The sequence below is a fragment of the Microvirga terricola genome, assembly GCF_011777495.1.
GTDB lineage: Bacteria > Pseudomonadota > Alphaproteobacteria > Rhizobiales > Beijerinckiaceae > Microvirga > Microvirga terricola.
This window is the reverse complement of the sequence record NZ_JAATJS010000001.1, coordinates 128,600-146,235: the sequence shown is the minus strand read 5'-3', so window position 1 is coordinate 146,235 and position 17,636 is coordinate 128,600. Positions and strand designations below refer to the sequence as shown.

Here is a 17,636-nt window from a genome sequence, read left to right as displayed (position 1 = left end):
GGGCGTTACGCCGCCACGAGATCGATGAGGAACGGGATCAGGGGCTCGTCCGCGGGCGGCATGGGATAGCTGCGCAGATCCTGCGGCTTCACCCATTTCAACGCCTGCCCTTCGAGCGACTGCACGAAGCCTTCCCAGCGGCGGCAGACGTAAAGCGGCATGAGAAGATGGAAGTGTTCATAGGCGTAGCTGGCGAAGGTAAGCGGCGCGAGGCAGGGCTCCTTCACCTCAATGCCGAGTTCTTCGCGCAATTCGCGGATCAGCGTCTCTTCCGGCCGCTCGCCCGGCTCGACCTTCCCGCCGGGAAACTCCCACAGGCCCGCAAGCTGCTTCCCTTCCGGCCGCTGGGCCAGGAGAATGCGATTATCCGCGTCGATCAGGGCGACGGCGACGACGAGGGTGAGCTTGAGGGGAGGCAAGGCTGATCGGGTCCGGTGACTTATCGTTGGGAAAGGCTCTCTTAGCCTGTTTTGAGATTGCGGCGAACTCAATTCGGCCAACTTGACAAACGTTACTTCGGAACACAAACCTAAGTTGTGATCAAAATCTTGTCAGGTTCGATATGAAGAAAGTTTTTGCGGCGGCCTTCTGCGCTCTCGTTTGGCAAAGTGCGCCAGCTTTTGCGGATCCGGGTGACTGCATCGTCGCACCGATGAACTTCAACTCCCACGTCGCGACGGTCGAAGGGGAGATGACGGTCAAAGCCGGTAAGGGGTGCGGCTTCGGGCTCAACGGCATTCAAGGCGGGATCAACGAAGCGGTGATCGTGCAGAAGCCGAAGGTGGGCAGGGCAGGCGTGCAAGGCCTTACGCCTTTCTACGTCGCCAAGCCCGGTTATCAGGGCGCGGACGAGTTTGCCTACGCGATCAACGGGACGGATCAGTACGGCGGCCCGATGCGCGTCACGACGAAGATGAAGGTGACCGTCGTCCCCTGACGACGGCGCTATTCAACTCCGGTAATCGCCGTTGATCTCCACATAGGCCTTGGTCAGATCGCAAGTCCATGCCGTGGCCTCACCGCGGCCAAGGCCGAGATCGACGCGGATGGTGATCTCGTCGCCCTTCATGTAGGCAGAGGTCTTCTTCTCGTCATAGGTCGCGTCGCGCGCGCCCTTCACGGCGACGCGGATATCGCCGAACCAGATGGCGAGCTTGTCGCGCTCGGCCGGTTCGCCGGCCTTACCGACCGCCATCACCACGCGACCCCAATTGGCGTCCTCGCCCGCAACGGCGGTCTTCACCAGCGGCGAATTGGCAATGGCCATCGCGATGTGCTTGGCGGACGTCACGCCGGTTGCGCCCGTCACCTTCACGGTCACGAACTTGCGCGCGCCTTCGCCATCACGCGCCACCTGCTGCGCGAGATCGATCAAGAGGTCTTCCAAGGCTTGCCGGAAATTTTTCAGGCGGCGGTCGCTCGGCAGCGAGATCGCGGGCGCGCCGCGCTTCGCGGCGGCGCCGGTTGCGAAGAACAGCAGCGTGTCAGAAGTGGAGGTGTCGCTGTCCACCGTCACGCAATTGAAGCTCTTGTCCGCGCCCTTCTTGATGAGCGCCTGCAACACGGGTGCTGCGATGGGCGCGTCGGTGAAGATGAAGGAGAGCATCGTAGCCATGTCGGGCGCGATCATGCCCGCGCCCTTGGCGATGCCGTTGATGGTGACCTCGACGCCGCCGATGGTCGCGGTGCGGGTCGCGACTTTCGGAAACGTGTCGGTGGTCATGATGGCTTTCGCGGCGTCGACCCAAGCGAGGGGCTTCGCCTTCTTCTCGCAAGCCTGCAGCACACCGTTGAACTTCGCAGCATCGAGCGGCTCGCCGATGACGCCAGTGGAGGCGACGAAGACCTGCGACGCGCGGCATCCCGCAGCATCGGCGGCGATGTCGGCAGTCATCTTCACCGCTTCCGCGCCCGTCTTGCCGGTGAACGCGTTGGCGTTGCCGGAATTCACCACGAGCGCGCGCGCCACACCCTTTGCCAGATTTTTGCGGCACCAGTCGACCGGCGCGGACGGGCACTTCGAGCGGGTGAACACGCCGGCCACCGCCGTGTCCTTCGCAAGGGCAACATAAAGGACGTCCGTGCGGTTCTTATATCGGATCCCCGCCTCTGCGGTCGCGATCCTGACGCCCTCGATGGCGGGGAGCGTCGGGTAGGATTTGGGCGCGAGCGGAGAGACGGTCTTGGACATCGGTTGAACTCAAGGAAAGGCGGAATGCCGTTAAGATCCGCGACGTGCGGGCTATTAACGCTTTTTGTCAAGCCCGAGCTTCGTTCCAAAGCAGTCGACTTCACGGCCGGAACGGCGCAAAAAGAAAGGCGGGCCGGAGCCCGCCTTTGTCGATCCGCTTCATCCCGCGATAGCGTAAGCGAAAAAACCTATTTCTTCTGCTCGACCAGGTTGCCCTTGTCGTCGAGGCGCTCGATCTTGGCGTCCTTGCGCAGGCCGACGATCAGGTCCTGCTGGGCCTTGCGCTCGAGATAGGTGTCGATTTGCTCCTTCATCTCATCGAAGGTCGGCACGGGCTTACTGCGGCGTTCCTCGACCTTGATGACGTGCCAGCCGAACTGGGACTTCACCGGGTCGGAGATCTGGCCGGGCTGCAGCTTGAACGCGGCTTCGGCGAAGGGCTCGACCATGCGGTCCTTGGTGAAGAAGCCGAGATCGCCGCCGTCGGTCTTGGAGCCGGGGTCCTTCGAGAGTTCGCCGGCAACCTTGGCGAAGTCCTCGCCGCCCTTCACGCGGGCGGCCGCCTTCTTGGCCTCATCTTCGTTTTCGACGAGGATGTGGCGGGCGCGCACTTCCTCCTCGGTAGGCACATTCTTGGCGGTTTCGTCGTAGAGCTTCTTGGCGGCGTCAGGCGTCACGGCTTTCTTCGCCTCCTGGTCCAGGTACTGGTCCAGCAGAGTCTTGTCGCGGTTATAGGCCAGCTTGCGGGCGAAATCGGCGCTGTCGCCGACCTTAGCAGTTTCAGCGGCCTTGGCGCCGAGCTTGAGGTCGATGAGATACCCGATCAGCATGTCGCGCTTCTGGGCTTCAGGAATGTTCGGCAGTTGCAGGGCCGGGTCGGCGGCGGCGATCGCGAGATCCCCTTCCGTAATGGCCGTCCCGTTGACGCGGGCGACCACCTTGTCGGGGCTGGCGGGGGCGGCCGTCTGGGCCAGGGCGGCGCCGGCGGCGAAGGGCAGGGCGACCGCGAGGGCGAGGACGCTCTGGCGAAGCTGAGATGACAATGACATGGAAAATCCTCTAGTGAGCTGACCGCCCACGACAATGGGGATCGATGGCCTAGTCCGTTTGCGTTTGCAAGCCGTGGCATAATTATGTCACAGCATCTCGTCGAGCAGGTCCCGGGCGGCCTCGCTTGTGGAATTCGCCCTGCGCCACTGGGGCACAGTCTTTAAGGTGCGTTCCTCGATAATTAAGTCTATAAGCCTGCCCCAATCGCCCGTTACTCTGAAATCCTGGAATTCTGAAGGCTCCCGATGTTCGGTTCTCTCGCGAAGAAAATCTTTGGCTCGGTTAATGATCGCCGGCTGAAGTCCTACCGGCCGAAAGTGGCGGCCATCAACGCGATGGAGGCGGAACTCGAGGCCCTTTCGGACGACCAGCTCCGGGCCCGGACGGAGGAGTTCAAGGCCCAGGTCGCCGCCGGCAAGAGCCTGGACGACATCCTGGTCCCGGCCTTTGCCACGGTTCGCGAGGCCGCCAAGCGCACCCTCGGCCAGCGTCATTTCGACGTGCAGCTCATCGGCGGCATGGTGCTCCATGAGGGGGCGATCTCGGAAATGCGCACCGGCGAAGGCAAGACCCTGGTTGCGACCCTGCCGGTCTATCTCAACGCGCTCTCGGGCAAGGGCGTCCACGTGGTCACGGTCAACGACTACCTGGCCAAGCGCGACTCCGAATGGATGGGCCAGATCTACCGCTTCCTCGGCCTGACCGTCGGCGTGATCGTCCATGGCCTCGACGATGCCGAGCGCGCCGCCGCCTACAATGCCGACATCACCTACGGCACGAACAACGAATACGGCTTCGATTATCTGCGCGATAACATGAAGTACGAGATGGCGCAGATGGTCCAGCGCGGCCACAACTTCGCCATCGTGGACGAGGTCGACTCGATCCTCGTCGACGAGGCGCGCACGCCGCTTATCATCTCCGGCCCGCTCGACGACCGTTCCGACCTCTACAACGCCGTCGACCTCGTCATCCCGCGCCTCGACAAGTCCGACTACGACCTCGATGAGAAGCAGCGTGCCGTCTCGCTGACGGAAGCGGGCAACGAGAAGATCGAGGACCTGTTGCGCAATGCGGGCTTGCTGAAAGAGGGCGATCTCTACGACGCGCAGAACGCCACGCTTGTTCACCACATGAACCAGGCTTTGCGCGCTCACACACTGTTCCAGCGCGACAAGGACTACATCGTCCGCAACGGCGAAGTGGTCATCATCGACGAGTTCACCGGCCGCATGATGCCGGGCCGCCGCTATTCGGAAGGCCTGCACCAAGCACTCGAAGCGAAGGAACGCGTGCAGGTTCAGCCCGAGAACCAGACGCTCGCCTCCATCACCTTCCAGAACTATTTCCGGCTTTACAACAAGCTCGGCGGCATGACCGGCACGGCGGCCACCGAAGCCGACGAGTTCCTGGAAATCTACAATCTCGAAGTGCTCGAGATTCCGACGAACCGCCCGGTCGCCCGCATCGACGAAGACGATGAGGTCTATCGGACGGCGGACGAGAAGTACAAAGGCATCATCCGCGAGATTGAGGCCGCGTCCGGTCGCGGCCAGCCGATCCTCGTTGGCACCACGTCCATCGAGAAGTCGGAGCATCTGGCCGAGCTTCTCGTGAAGGACGGGTTCACTCTCATCGATTTCGAAAACCCGCAGGCGCTGGAGCCGCTCTACAAGGCGGCGCGCGAGGGCAAGGGCACCAAGCACTTCGCCGTGCTGAACGCGCGCTTCCACGAGCAAGAGGCCTTCATCGTCGCCCAGGCCGGTGTGCCGGGCGCGATCACGATTGCCACCAACATGGCCGGCCGCGGCACCGACATTCAGCTCGGCGGCAATGCCAAGATGCGTATCGAGCGCGAACTCGCCGGCCTCGAGGGTGATGAGCGCGCCGCGAAAGAAAAGGAAATCCTGGCCGAGATCGCGACGTTCAAAGAGCGCGCGCTCAACGGCGGCGGTCTCTATGTGCTCGGCACCGAGCGCCATGAATCCCGTCGCATCGACAACCAGCTGCGCGGCCGTTCCGGTCGTCAAGGCGATCCGGGTCGGTCGAAATTCTACCTGTCGCTTCAGGACGACCTGATGCGCATCTTCGGTTCCGACCGCATGGACGGCATGCTCTCCAAGCTCGGCCTGAAGGAAGACGAGGCGATCATCCATCCGTGGATCAACAAGGCCATCGAGCGTGCGCAGGCGAAGGTCGAGGCGCGCAACTTCGACATCCGCAAGAACATTCTCAAATACGACAACGTCATGAACGACCAGCGCAAGGTCGTGTTCGAACAGCGCAAGGAGTTCATGGCGGAAGAGAGCGTGCGCGAAACCATCGACGACATGCGCCATGGCGTCGTCGAGGACGTTGTCGCCCGCGCGATCCCCGAGCATGCCTATGCCGAGCAGTGGGATGCAGAAGGCCTCAAGGCCAATGTCGCGAACTTCCTCAACCTCGATCTGCCGATCGAGGAATGGGTGAAGGAAGAAGGCATCGCCGACGACGAGATCCGCGAGCGCATCGTGAAGGCCGCGGACGAATCCTACGCGCAGCGCGTGGAGGCCAATTCGGCCGAGGTCATGACCTATGTGGAGAAGCAGGTCCTGCTCCAGAGCCTCGACCATCTCTGGCGCGAGCATCTTGTGACCCTCGACCATCTGCGTCAGGTCATCGGCTGGCGCGGTTACGCGCAGCGTGACCCGCTGAACGAATACAAGTCGGAAGCCTTCGAGCTGTTCAACAACCTTGTCGGCCATCTGCGCGAGCAGGTGACGGGCCAGCTCATGCGCATCCAGGTGGTGTTCCAGCAGCCCGAGCCCGCCAGCCTGCCGCCCATGTTCGCGCAGCACCTCGACCCGGCGACGGGTGAGAACGAGCTCGACATGCCGCAAGGCGGCGGCCTCGGCGCCGGCCCCGCCCTCGGCTTCACCGCCGCGTCGGCGGCAAGCGCGCCGATCGAGGCCCGCGACCCGAACAACCCCTCATCCTGGGGCCGGGTCGGCCGCAACGAGCCCTGCCCCTGCGGATCAGGCAAGAAGTTCAAGCACTGCCACGGCCAGTTCGTGGCTTAAAGCCCGCGAAACGATGCTAAAAACCCAGCTCTGTGCTGGGTTTTTTCTTGGCCATCAAATGCTGTCGCTTGGGGTTCCGCTGGCCCCGCCAAAAACCCTTTGGTCGATTTCAGGATCGTTTATGTCAAACGCTCTCACTATCCGCTCTGTCGCTCCCCAGGATTTCGAGCAATGGCTTCCCCTCTGGGATGGCTACAATGCGTTCTACGGGCGCTCGGGCCCGACTGCTCTTTCCCCGGATATCACACGGATGACCTGGGCCCGCTTTTTTGACGGTTATGAACCGGTGCACGCCATCGTCGCTGAGAGCGACAGACGCCTGCTTGGCTTGGCACACTACATTTTCCACCGCAGCACGACGGCCCTCGGCCCCAATTGCTACCTGCAGGATCTGTTCACCAGCGAGGCGGCGCGCGGAAAGGGTGTAGGCCGGGCTCTTATTCGCGAGGTCTACGAGCGGGCCCAGCGTGCTGGATCCCTGCGGGTCTATTGGCAGACGCACGAGACGAACCACACTGCGCGGCAGCTCTACGACAAGGTGGCGCAGAATTCCGGTTTCGTCGTCTACCATCAGCGCTTCGTCTGAACTGCCGGCCCAAGCCCAGTAACATGGGAGTGGTGATCGGGGCGCACGGCCTTCAACAAGCACGCCTCTCCACCTTCTCAGACGACGAAGAAGTCCATGTAGGTCAGGGCGAGGTTTTTGGAGAGGATGGCAATCTCCACCGGCTTGTACGTGGAGCCCGAGCCGTCGGCATCGTAGTACAGCACGCCCTTCTTATCATCATAGATCACGAAATCGTTCTTGTCTTTGGCCTGAGGCCCTTTGACGAAGTAGGCGCTCTTCAGCTGCGCGGGCTTGGCTTCGGAGCCTGATTTCCCGAGCGCGGTGAAGACTTTGTTGTCGAGCCAGATCGAGTCATCCACGACCTTGAAGTCGACGATCCTGTCCAGGTTCGTGCTCTTGTTCGGCTTGGTGTCGAACACGAACACATCCTGTCCCGCGCTACCGGTCAGCGTGTCCCTGCCGAGACCGCCGTAGAGAACGTCCTTTCCTGTGCCGCCCGTCAGCTTGTCATTGCCGGATGTTCCTTTGACGATTTCGACGGCCACATCGGTGACATGGATTGTGATGTCCTTGATGGACGAAGCGCCAAAAGCGTCGATCGCGACAACCGTGATCTGGTGAGTTGTCGCCATCTCATAATCCAGCTTCGCGTTCGCGACGACGATGGACTTGCCATCAGCCGATAGTTTGAAGCGACCGCCGGCATCGTCGAGCAGGGCGTAACGGATGGCGTTCCCCTCCACATCCGTGGCCTTGATGGCGCCGACCACAGTACCGGCCGCGGAGTTCTCGGCGACCCTGTCGTTGCCGAGACCCAACAGGACAGGCGCATCGTTGACCGCCTCGACGATGATCTTGAACTCGCCGGACCTGGTGAGAAGATCGCCGGTTCCCGCGATCCTGATCGTGAGTTCGCCGTTCCAGTCTTGCGGCGGCGTGCCTGTAAGCGTGTTCGTCCCCGGATCATAGGAAAGCCAGCCCGGCAGGCTTGATCCATCGGCAAGCGCGATCGTCAGCCCCGACAGTCTGGCGATGTCGGAGGGCAGCTTCAGGTTCAGCCTGCTGTCCTCGCGGATGGAGACGTTCTCGATGGCGATGGGACGCAGGTCGTCGAAGGAAATGATCGCGTCCTTGAATTTCAGCGCTTCGACGCCCGTGAGAGTGTCGGTGCCGTCGATGCCGCGCTTGTCGGTGATCGTGACGGAGCCCTGCGCATTGGCAACGACAATGTAGTCCGAAAGGCTGCCGCTGAAGACGACGGTGTCGAAACCCTTGCCGCCGTCGATGCTGTCGTCGCCCGCGTCTCCCTGGATGAAGTCGGCCCCGTCTCCGCCGAAAATGGTATCGTTGCCATCGCCACTGACCAGGGTGTCATTGCCGGCCCGGCCGTCGAGAACGTCGTTGCCGCCGCGTCCTTCCAGCCGATTGGCGATTGCACTGCCGTAAACGGTGTCGTGTCCCGCGGTTGCGACAGCGTTCTCGATGTTGACGAGACGCAGTGATCCGCCCCTCGGGGCGTCGCTCCACTCGTCCACACCTACGAGGCTGATCCTCGCGCTGAATATCCCCCAGGCCTGGCTGTAGTCGATGGTATCCGTCCCCTCTCCCCCATCGACAAAGTCTTGGCCGCCGCTTGGCACGATCAGATCGTCGCCACTCCCCGCGTTGATGATTTCGTCTCTTTCGCTGCTATTGATGGTATCGTTGCCGTTGAGGAGGAAGTTGAGGGCTCCGGTTCCCTGGTTGAAGGCTTTGACGATGTCGCCGAAAGTGACGCTCAGGTTGGAGATCCGCATCAGCGGGGTCCCGCCGTCCCAGGCCTCGATCAACGTCACGGTTCCGATGGTGTTCTCGCTCCAGACCGCGAAGAGGTTGGTGGAGCCTATGAGCTCGATCCGGACGAACTGGGTCTGGATTGCCACCTTGTTCGGTGCCGTCTGCGTGATCGACCATCCCGAGCGCATCTCGTTAAAGAAATCGAAGAGGATCGAGTAGGGCTCGACGACGACTGTGGCCATAGTTCCTATTACTCCGGACTAGTGTCTCAAAAGGGACATTACGTAGCGGAATATCTGACGAGGGCCTCTGCGAAAAGGGGGATCTGACGTCCGACCGCGAGAGGTCCGTGTCCCCGTCTTTCCAGGGCACGCAACGGGGAGCCCGATCTGACGGGCCAGGCGAGGCGGGGAAATCCGTAACCGCTAGCGGTGCAGGACGACCGCTGCACCCACCGCGGGAATGGTGCGGCCGGAGGGAGGCGCGCGGCGCTTCGATCAGCACGTCGTGCCGAGAAACAAACGGCGCATGGGAACCAACGATTCAAGGATTACGGGCTGATGCTCATGAAAAAGCCCGCCGAGGGGCGGGCTTTTGTAACAATGAGTGGGCCATCAGTTCGCGGCGAGCTTGACCGTTGAGCTGCCTTCCGCCCGGCGTTGTGGAGCCTTGGCGGCGGGAGCGGCGTTGCGCTGCGGTGGCAGCGGCGACATCGACGGCATGGGGGCCGGAGCCTGCGCCGTCTCGGTGGTCGGCTCCGAGGCGGGCGCGGTGCTGAAGAGGTCACCCACGCCGTTGAACATCTTCTTGTAGAACGGGGTCTCCGAAGAGGTCGATCCTGTAGTGGCCGGGGCAGCCTGCGGCGCGGGGGCCGCCGCGACGGCTTTGACCTCGGGCGCGGGAACAGGAGCCGGAGCCGGAGAGGCAACGCTCATGGCGGCGACCGTCGTCGAGGGCGCTTCCGCCTTCGGCTTGCCGGAGGCGTCGAGCGCGATGCGCTGCGGGCCGGAGGACAGGCCCTCAGGGCGGCTGACATCGCCGAACTTGTCGCGCATGCGGCTGTCGACCACGAGGGAGCCGTCGGCTCCGACCGCGCCGGACAGGGCCTGGCGGAAGGATTCGTGCGAATCGCCGTCGTTATAGACGAGCTTGATCGGCTGGACGCCGCGAGCGACGAGGGCCGCCACTTCCTGCTCGTCCTGGTGCTGCTTCTGCGCCACGGCGGAATCGGCGCCCGCATCGGCGACATTGAACTGATAGCGGTGGTTCGTCACCGACACGCGCGGCTCTTCGCGGGTCAGCTCGAAATAGTCGTAGCCTTCCTTCAGGTTCTTCCAGAAGGCCATGTTGGGGTCGAGGCGGTGCTCGGCGAGATTATAGGCCGTCATCCGGAACGGATAGGACTGGAACTGGAAGCCGCGTTGCCCGCTGCCCAGGGCCTCGCGGGCGATGGCGTAGATCTCGGCGATGGCCTGGTCCGTCATGGCGAAGCAGCCGCGTGACGAGCACGAGCCGTGCACCATCAGGTTCGAGCCGGAGCGGCCGAGCGAGCGGTCATAGGCGTTCGGGAAGCCCGTGTCGAACGACAGGTAGTAGGACGAATTCGGGTTCATCTGCGCCGGCGAGACCGTGTAGAAGCCCTCCGGCGCCTGCCGGTCGCCCTCGCGGACCTTCGGGCCGAGTTGGCCGGACCAGCGGCAGATGGGATAGGTTTTCAGCAGGGCGTAGCGGCCGTCCGCACTCTTCTTCCAGACCTCCATCTCCGACTCCTTCTTGAAGGAGCGGATCAGGATCGGGTCGTTTTTCGACATCCCCTTGGCGGCCATGAGCGACATGGTGGCCGGCGGAATGGGAGATAGATGGCGCGTGGAACTGCGCGAGAAGCTGTCGTCCTGGCAGGCTGCAAGCGTGACGGCCAAGCTCGCGGCCAATGCGAAACGCTTCATCATGGGGGACCCCGCATTCTTGATCTGCCCGGTCTGAGATGCCGGGACAGTTCCCCGAACTGAGTAGATGGTTAGCGTTAACTCAAGCTTACTGCAAGGGTTGGGGTTCTTCTGTTATGGTTAAGAGGGGGTAAGCCCAAGCCACGCTTAAGGCTGCGTCAGCGCGGTTTTACGCTGGTGCCGGGCCAAAGCGTGGCCGATCAGCGCGTCCATCAGGTCACGCTGCGGCAATCCGCCGGCCTCCCAGAGCTTGGGATACATGCTGATGGCGGTGAAGCCCGGCAGCGTATTGATCTCGTTGACGAACAGGCTTTTCGGGTCGCGCGGGTCGATGAAGAAATCGACGCGGGCTAGGCCCTCGCAGCAGAGAACCTTAAAGGCCTCGACTGCAAGCTCCTGAGCATTTCGGGCCTGCTCGGGGGAAAGGGTCGCCGGAATGCGCAAATCCGCGCCCGCCGCGTCCTCATACTTTGCATCGTAGCTATAGAAGCCGTGGCTGCTCGCGGGGACGATCTCGCCGAGCGGAGAGGCGCGCAAGGTTCCCGAGGCTTCCTCCAGCACCGAGCATTCGATCTCCCGCGCTCCCGCGACGCTGCGCTCCACAATGATCTTGCGGTCATAGCGGAAGGCGAGTTCACAGGCCCGCGCGAACTCCGCCGGTGTTTTGGCAGGCGAAACGCCGACCGAGGAGCCCATATTCGCCGGCTTGATGAAAAGCTCACGCGAGCCAACCGCGGCGGCCGCGGCTTCGTAATCCACGCGGTCGCGGTCGGAGAGCGTCAGGAAGGGGACGATGGGGAGGCCGGCATCGCGAAGCAGGCGCTTGGCGACATCCTTGTCCATGCTGGCAGCGGAGCCCATCACGCCTGAGCCGACATAAGGAACGCCGGCCAACTCCAAAAGCCCTTGGACCGTCCCGTCTTCGCCGTTCGGCCCGTGGAGGACCGGGAAAACCACGTCGAGGCGCAGCGGAGCGCGTGGGGTGCCGCCAAGAGCGACCAACTCGCCGCTCCGTCCCGGAGGCAGCGTCACTTCCGGGGCGTCGGCAGGGATTTCGAGGGATTTGGCGTCGGGCGCTGCGGCATTGCCCAAAAACCAGCACCCATCGCGGCGAATGCCGACTGGCACAACCTCGTAGCGGGCGGGATCGAGGGCGCGGAGAATGTTGGCGGCCGACATTCTGGAAACGTCGTGCTCTGCCGAGCGTCCGCCGAACAACAGCCCGACAACTTTTCGCGTATGATTCATGGTCTCACCCCTCCGGCCGCTGGCCAAGTATGGCCGGAGAGATTGAAGCATTCTTAAAAATGAGCGGCGCTTTAGAGCTTGCGGCCGATATTGAGGAATTTCTCGGCCCGATGGTCCCGCAATTCGGACGGGCCCATATTGCCGAGATCCTGGAGCGCTTCCTCGATGGCGTTGCCGGTCGCGGTCATGGCGGCCTTGGGGTCGCGGTGTGCACCGCCGACCGGCTCGGTCACGATGCCGTCGATGATGCCGAGGCGGCGCAGGTCCTGCGCGGTGATCTTCATGTTGGTGGCCGCGTCCTGCGCACGGGCCGAGTCGCGCCACAGGATCGAGGCCGCGCCTTCCGGCGAGATCACACTGTAGATCGCGTGCTCCAACATCAGGACTTTGTTCGCGGTGGCGATGGCGATAGCCCCGCCCGAGCCGCCTTCACCGATGATGACGGAGACGTTCGGCACGCCCAGCGACAGCTGCATTTCGGTCGAACGGGCGATGGCTTCCGCCTGTCCGCGCTCCTCGGCCTCGATGCCGGGATAGGCGCCCGCCGTGTCCACAAAGGAGATGACCGGCAGGCCGAAGCGGTCCGCCAGTTCCATCAGGCGCACGGCCTTGCGGTAGCCCTCAGGCCGGGCCATGCCGAAATTATGCCGAATGCGGGTTTCGGTGTTGTGGCCCTTTTCCTGGCCCATCACGCAGACGGCCTGGCCGCGGAACCGACCGAAGCCGCCGACGATGGCCTCATCCTCGGAAAACTTGCGGTCGCCGGCGAGCGGCGTGAACTCGGTGATCAGCGTAGCGCAGTAATCGACGAAATGGGGCCGCTGCGGATGGCGCGCGACCAGGGTCTTCTGCCAGGGGGTGAGCTTGGCATAAAGGTCTCGCAAGGCGTCCGACGCCTTGTTTTCGAGCCGGGTAATATCATCGGAGATCGAGACGGCGTCCCGGCTCTCTCCAAGCGCCCGAAGCTCTTCAACCTTGGCTTCCAGCTCGGCGACGGGTTTTTCGAAATCGAGATAGCTGCGCATCAGACTCTATGAAAATGAAAAACCGGCGCTGACCTCGAGCGGCCCCCGCCGGAACGGGCGGACACTGGCGATTTGAGGGCTCCAAGTCAAGTTGCCCCAAGCGAACGGGGCGGGCGCTTACCCCCCGAAAACGGCCTGATGGATCAAGCGCCCCGGCATCAGGGTGAACACGCCGGCGACGACGAGGCCGCCGAAGAACAAGCCCATCATGGCCCTGCGATGGCCCGCGATCCGTCCTCGGCGGGCGTGGATGACCGCCGCCGGCAGCGTCAGAACCGTCAACGCCGAGAGGGCATGGATCGGTCCGAACGGGCCGATCATGGGCCAGTTCGATAGGATTCCGAGAGACGTGACCGCGACTGTCATCATCAGGGCGGCCCAGATCCATCCGGTGCGGCGATGCGATGGCGTGCCCTTGGGGCTAAGCATCTGATAGCTGCCGAGCACCAGCGCGGCGACGGCCGAAGCCGCGTGGACCTGAATGAGGAGGGGCGCGGCGATCAGAGGGGCCAGGGACATGGGCACTCCAGAGAACGTGAGAAGATCGGGAGGGCTCAGGACTTCGGCTCCGCCGAAACCCGTGAGGCGGGGGCGGGGATGAAGACCGGGGCGAAGCGGCTGGCGCGCCGCACGGCACGAACTGCGCCCGGGCGATAGAGCTGCTTCGTCGCTTCCACAATGTGCAATCCGGCGAAGGGCAGCGAGAAGCTGATGCCGATCTGTTCCCACGCCTGAGCGGTCTGAATGAGAAACCGGCTGCGCAAGGGGGGCATGTAGAGGGTCTCGGCCCAGCCCTCGGGCGAGAACCAGGTTTGCCGCATCAGGCTCTTCAACTGCGAGCGGCTATAGGGTTGGCCGTAGCCGAAGGGCGTGGTGTCCATCCGCGCCCACAATCCGCGTCGGTTGGGAGCGACCATGATGATCCGCCCGCCGGGGGTCAGGACGCGCCAGATCTCATGCAGAAGCTCGCTCGGGCTTTCTACGGTTTCAAGCGCATGGACGACGAGGGCGCGGTCGATCGAGGCCTCAGGCAGGGGCAGTGCGAGCGGGTCCACGAGCGCGGAGGCGGAGGCGCCGGTATTCGGCCAATGCACCACGCCCTGGCTCGCAGGCATGAACACAATCGCCCGCTCGCAGGCTCCTCGCACCGCCGTCATGTAAGGCGGCGCGTAGCCGAGCCCCAGCACGCGCAAGCCCGTCAACGGTCCCCAGAAGCGGCTGATGGCGCGCCCGACGAAACGTTGCGTGACGTTTCCAAGTGGGCTGGCATAGAAGCTGCGCAGATCGGTGATGTCGATGCTCATGCCTCGTCCGTGACGCGTACCATCCGGGTGGTCAGATGTGCCAGGAATCGATCAGGATCTGGTTTCATTGCCTGACTGTCCCATGATAGCAGGTGAGCCATCAAGCAAGGTTTCATTCCATGCCCGCCCAGGTTCATGTTTTCCGCTGCCTTCAAGACAATATCGGGGCTCTTGTCTACGATCCCAATACGGGAGCCTGCGCGGCCATCGACGCGCCCGACGATAAGGCGATCCTGGCGGCGCTGGCGGAAACCGGCTGGAGCCTTTCCGACATTCTCGTTACGCATCGCCATGCGGATCACATCCAGGGAATCGAACCCCTGAAGCAGCGCACGGGCTGCCGCGTCGTCGCGCCGTGGAAAGCGCGGGAGCATGTTCCGCTCGCCGATGCGTTGGTGCGCGAGGGCGACACCGTGCTCGTGGGCGGCCTGCAGGCTCATGTGTGGGAAACGCCCGGCCATTGCGCCGACCATGTGTCTTACTGGTTCGCAGCGGACAGAGATCTTTTTGCGGGCGACACGCTCTTCACCCTCGGCTGCGGGCGCGTGCTCGAAGGCACTTATGCGGAGCTCTGGTCCTCGCTTCAGCGGCTGGCCGCGTTGCCGGACGAGGCGCGCGTATTCTGCGGTCACGACTACACGCTTTCGAATGGGCGCTTTGCCCTCGCCGCCGATCCTGACAACGATGCCCTGAAGGTACGCATCGCGGAGGCCGAAGCCGCGAAAGCGCAAGGCGGCTTCTTGGTGCCGACGACCATCGGCGCGGAGAAGGCGACCAATCCCTTCCTACGTGCAGGCGAAGCGGCTCTGGCGAAAGCTGTTCATAAGGAAGGCGCAAAACCTGTCGAAGTCTTCCAAGCCCTGCGCGAATGGAAGAACAGGTTTTGACGACAATCTTCGAGACATCCGTATTCGAGCCATGATCGATCATAGCCTCATCCTCGGCCTTGAAAGCCGCCTTCTCAATGCCTGGCCGTCATTCGATTATCAGGCGTATGACGGGTGGATTCTGCGACTGGCAAGGGGCTATTCCAAGCGCGCCAATTCGGCGACGCCATTTTTGCCCGGCGTGAGCCTCGATGAGGCGCTTCTCGATTACATGATCGCGCATTTCATCGAGGCTAATGTGCGCCCGACCTTCCGCCTTAATGGACTTGAGACGCCGGATGTCGATGGTCTCCTGGAGCGACGCGGATTTTTGGGAATCGAGCCGACCTGCGTGCTGACGGCACCGCTCGACGGCATCGACGATTCCGACGACCGAGAGGTTCAACTGGAGCCGCATGTCTCGAAACAATGGGTGCGGGAGGCGGCTGAATCCTATGGCGGCGACAAGGCCGACGATGCAACGCTCATGGAGATCGTCTCGCGCATCCGCCAGAAGGCTGCCTTTGCCACCTTGCGTCTCGACGAGCAGCCCGTGGCTTGGGGGCTCGGCGTGGTGGAGCGGGGTTATGTCGGCCTTTACGACATTGTCGTCGCGCCGGACCTGCGCGGCATCGGTCTCGGCCGCCGCGTGGTGATGAGCCTGATGGATTGGGGGCGGCGCGAGGGAGCGCACACCGCCTATCTTCAGGTGCGCGAGGAAAACGAGATCGCGCGTTCGCTCTATGGAGCGCTCGGCTTCCGTTCAGCCTACCGCTACACGCACCGCGTCATGCCCGCACCCGCTTCGGCGTGAGCGTCGCGACCAGCGCTCCCAGCACGATCAGTCCGCAGGAGACGGCGAGCGTGGTGGAGGGCTCGGCATAGCCGGCCACGACCAAAAGTAGGGTCGACAGAACCGGCGTCGCGTAAGATGCGACTCCGAGAAGCCGGATGTCGCCGCGCTTCATGCCGATATCCCACACATAGAAGGCGGCGCCCACCGGGCCGATGCCGAGCGCCAAGAGCGCCAGCCATTGCGTTGTGGTTTCCGGCCACACGGTCGTCTCGAAGGCGAGATGGCAGAGAAGACTCAAGAGCGATGTCATGAGGCAAAAGCCCGCCACCGCATCGGTCGGCACCTCGCCGAAGCGTCGGGACAGCACTGAATAAGCTGCCCAAACGAAGGCCGCGATGAAGGCGCAGACATAGCCAGGGACATACTCGGCCCGCGCGTCCAGCGCGCCGCGGCCGGCAATGAGCACGACAACCCCGGCAAATCCCAACAGCGCTCCGACCACATGCGCGCGGCGCAAGTGCTCGCCGGGCAACAGGGACGAGAACAGCACGATCAGCAGCGGCCACAGATAATTGAGAAGTCCAGCCTCCGCTGGCGGGGCCATGCGGAGCGCCGCGAAATAGAGGGCGTGGTAGCCGAACAACCCGCCAAGGCCGAGGGCCCAAACCACCGGCTTCTGACTCAGTGCTTTCAACCCCTGCGGCCGTGCGATCCAGCTCGTCATGCCGACCAGGCCGCCGACGAGGAAGGTCATCGCGGCAAGCTGGAACGGAGGGATCTTGCCGGTCGCCGCCGTGAGCACGGCGAGGAGGGACCAGAAAAGAACGGCGAAAAAGCCAATGGAAGTGGCGGTGCGTGTCGTCATGAGGCCGCCACTACCATGTCTCGCGGCGCGAAGCGACGCGCCGATACAACCTTTTTCAGGTCATGTACTGGCCGCCATTCATCGTCAGCGTGGAGCCCGTGACGAATCCGGCACCGTCCGATGCCAGGAAGAGGACGCCGCGGGCGATTTCCTCCGCTTCGCCGAGGCGGCCAACGGGGATCAGTGGCAGGATTTTGGATTTCAAGACGTCTTCCGGCACTGCCTTCACCATCTCGGTGGCAATATAGCCCGGCGCGATGACGTTGACGGTGATGCCCTTGTTCGCGTTCTCCTGCGCCAGGGCCTTCGCGAAGCCGATGACACCGGCCTTCGCGGCGGAATAGTTCGCTTGCCCCATCTGACCCTTCTGGCCGTTGATGGAGGAAATGATGATGACGCGGCCGAAGCCGCGCTCGCGCATGCCGTCGATGACTGGGCGCGTGCAGTTGAACACGGAATCGAGGTTGGTGCGGATCACGGCCGACCATTGGTCGAAGGTCATGCGGTGGAACATCGTGTCCCGCGTGATGCCGGCGTTGTTGACCAGGATGTCGATGGGGCCGAGTTCGGACACGACTTGCTTGATGCCCGCGTCGCAAGCAGCATGGTCAGACACGTCGAACTTGAAGACCGGAATGCCGGTCTCTGTCTTGAAGGCGCTTGCCGCTTCATCGTTGCCACCATAGTTCGCGGCGACGTGGTAGCCGGCCTGCTTCAGGGCCGTCGAAATCGCAGCGCCGATGCCGCGAGTGCCGCCCGTGACCAATGCAACGCGCGCCATGTCCGTCTCCTTCCCAAGACCATTCCCAAGCAGGTCTCTGCCGACCCATCTTGCTATTAAGGCGACCAGGATCGAGCCGGGTCGCCTTAAAGCATAGCTTAGGACACACTCACGGTCCTAGAAGGGGGCACCGCAACTTTTGGGCGATGTCTGCGCGTTTT

16 protein-coding genes are annotated in these 17,636 nt (G+C 63.1%); 5 read left to right on the top strand and 11 right to left on the bottom strand.

All coding sequences use genetic code 11. The annotated features are described in order from the left end of the window. Window positions 1-5: 5 nt before the first annotated feature. Complete coding sequence (mutT, locus tag HB375_RS00675; RefSeq protein ID WP_167671007.1) at window positions 6-419, bottom strand: 8-oxo-dGTP diphosphatase MutT; 414 nt, start codon at window positions 417-419, stop codon at window positions 6-8. A 143-nt stretch (window positions 420-562) separates the two neighbouring features. Here mutT and HB375_RS00670 point away from each other — a divergent pair, with 143 nt between their 5' ends. Continuing rightward, complete coding sequence (locus HB375_RS00670) at window positions 563-937, top strand: hypothetical protein (protein WP_167671005.1); 375 nt, start codon at window positions 563-565, stop codon at window positions 935-937. A gap of 12 nt (window positions 938-949) precedes the next feature. Here HB375_RS00670 and argJ read toward each other — a convergent pair whose 3' ends face one another. Together argJ and HB375_RS00660 are read right to left on the bottom strand one after the other, a co-directional pair. Next, complete coding sequence (argJ, locus tag HB375_RS00665; RefSeq protein WP_167671002.1) at window positions 950-2,191, bottom strand: bifunctional glutamate N-acetyltransferase/amino-acid acetyltransferase ArgJ; 1,242 nt, start codon at window positions 2,189-2,191, stop codon at window positions 950-952. A 188-nt stretch (window positions 2,192-2,379) separates the two neighbouring features. Next, entirely contained in the window at window positions 2,380-3,240 is an 861-nt protein-coding gene (locus tag HB375_RS00660; RefSeq protein ID WP_167671000.1) for a peptidylprolyl isomerase, read from the bottom strand. A 246-nt stretch (window positions 3,241-3,486) separates the two neighbouring features. Here HB375_RS00660 and secA point away from each other — a divergent pair, with 246 nt between their 5' ends. Further along, window positions 3,487-6,300, top strand: coding sequence for a preprotein translocase subunit SecA (secA, locus tag HB375_RS00655; RefSeq protein ID WP_167670998.1), 2,814 nt, complete (start codon window positions 3,487-3,489; stop codon window positions 6,298-6,300). A gap of 121 nt (window positions 6,301-6,421) precedes the next feature. Then, on the top strand, window positions 6,422-6,886 hold the full coding sequence (locus HB375_RS00650; RefSeq protein WP_167670996.1) for a GNAT family N-acetyltransferase: 465 nt from the start codon (window positions 6,422-6,424) through the stop codon (window positions 6,884-6,886). A 77-nt stretch (window positions 6,887-6,963) separates the two neighbouring features. Here the strand turns inward: HB375_RS00650 and HB375_RS00645 are convergent, their stop codons facing one another. The 6 genes from HB375_RS00645 to HB375_RS00620 all read right to left on the bottom strand — a co-directional run bounded on the left by HB375_RS00645 (window position 6,964) and on the right by HB375_RS00620 (window position 14,167). Beyond that, on the bottom strand, window positions 6,964-8,886 hold the full coding sequence (locus HB375_RS00645) for a cadherin domain-containing protein (protein ID WP_167670994.1): 1,923 nt from the start codon (window positions 8,884-8,886) through the stop codon (window positions 6,964-6,966). 372 nt (window positions 8,887-9,258) lie between these two features. Further along, window positions 9,259-10,593 carry a L,D-transpeptidase family protein gene (locus tag HB375_RS00640; protein ID WP_167670992.1) on the bottom strand — a complete coding sequence of 445 codons (1,335 nt, stop codon included), beginning with the start codon at window positions 10,591-10,593 and terminating at the stop codon, window positions 9,259-9,261. 144 nt (window positions 10,594-10,737) lie between these two features. Beyond that, window positions 10,738-11,838, bottom strand: coding sequence for a D-alanine--D-alanine ligase family protein (locus tag HB375_RS00635; protein ID WP_167670989.1), 1,101 nt, complete (start codon window positions 11,836-11,838; stop codon window positions 10,738-10,740). A 71-nt stretch (window positions 11,839-11,909) separates the two neighbouring features. Next, window positions 11,910-12,863, bottom strand: a complete 954-nt coding sequence (locus HB375_RS00630; RefSeq protein ID WP_167670987.1) for an acetyl-CoA carboxylase carboxyltransferase subunit alpha — start codon at window positions 12,861-12,863, stop codon at window positions 11,910-11,912. Window positions 12,864-12,980: 117 nt separating this feature from the next. After that, entirely contained in the window at window positions 12,981-13,382 is a 402-nt protein-coding gene (locus HB375_RS00625) for a DUF2306 domain-containing protein (RefSeq protein WP_167670984.1), read from the bottom strand. Window positions 13,383-13,417: 35 nt separating this feature from the next. Beyond that, window positions 13,418-14,167 carry a methyltransferase domain-containing protein gene (locus HB375_RS00620; protein ID WP_167670982.1) on the bottom strand — a complete coding sequence of 250 codons (750 nt, stop codon included), beginning with the start codon at window positions 14,165-14,167 and terminating at the stop codon, window positions 13,418-13,420. A gap of 119 nt (window positions 14,168-14,286) precedes the next feature. Here HB375_RS00620 and gloB point away from each other — a divergent pair, with 119 nt between their 5' ends. Further along, window positions 14,287-15,054, top strand: coding sequence for a hydroxyacylglutathione hydrolase (gene gloB, locus HB375_RS00615; RefSeq protein WP_167670980.1), 768 nt, complete (start codon window positions 14,287-14,289; stop codon window positions 15,052-15,054). 31 nt (window positions 15,055-15,085) lie between these two features. Further along, window positions 15,086-15,847 (top strand): GNAT family N-acetyltransferase, encoded by a 762-nt coding sequence (locus HB375_RS00610; protein ID WP_167670978.1) that lies wholly within the window; start codon window positions 15,086-15,088, stop codon window positions 15,845-15,847. Here HB375_RS00610 and yddG read toward each other — a convergent pair. Together yddG and phbB are read right to left on the bottom strand one after the other, a co-directional pair. Then, window positions 15,822-16,694: an aromatic amino acid exporter YddG gene (yddG, locus tag HB375_RS00605; protein WP_167670976.1), complete on the bottom strand. Its 873-nt coding sequence runs from the start codon at window positions 16,692-16,694 to the stop codon at window positions 15,822-15,824. The two genes, HB375_RS00610 and yddG, sit on opposite strands and share 26 nt — an antisense overlap. Window positions 16,695-16,749: 55 nt before the next feature. Continuing rightward, window positions 16,750-17,475 carry an acetoacetyl-CoA reductase gene (gene phbB, locus HB375_RS00600; protein ID WP_167670974.1) on the bottom strand — a complete coding sequence of 242 codons (726 nt, stop codon included), beginning with the start codon at window positions 17,473-17,475 and terminating at the stop codon, window positions 16,750-16,752. Window positions 17,476-17,636: the final 161 nt, after the last annotated feature.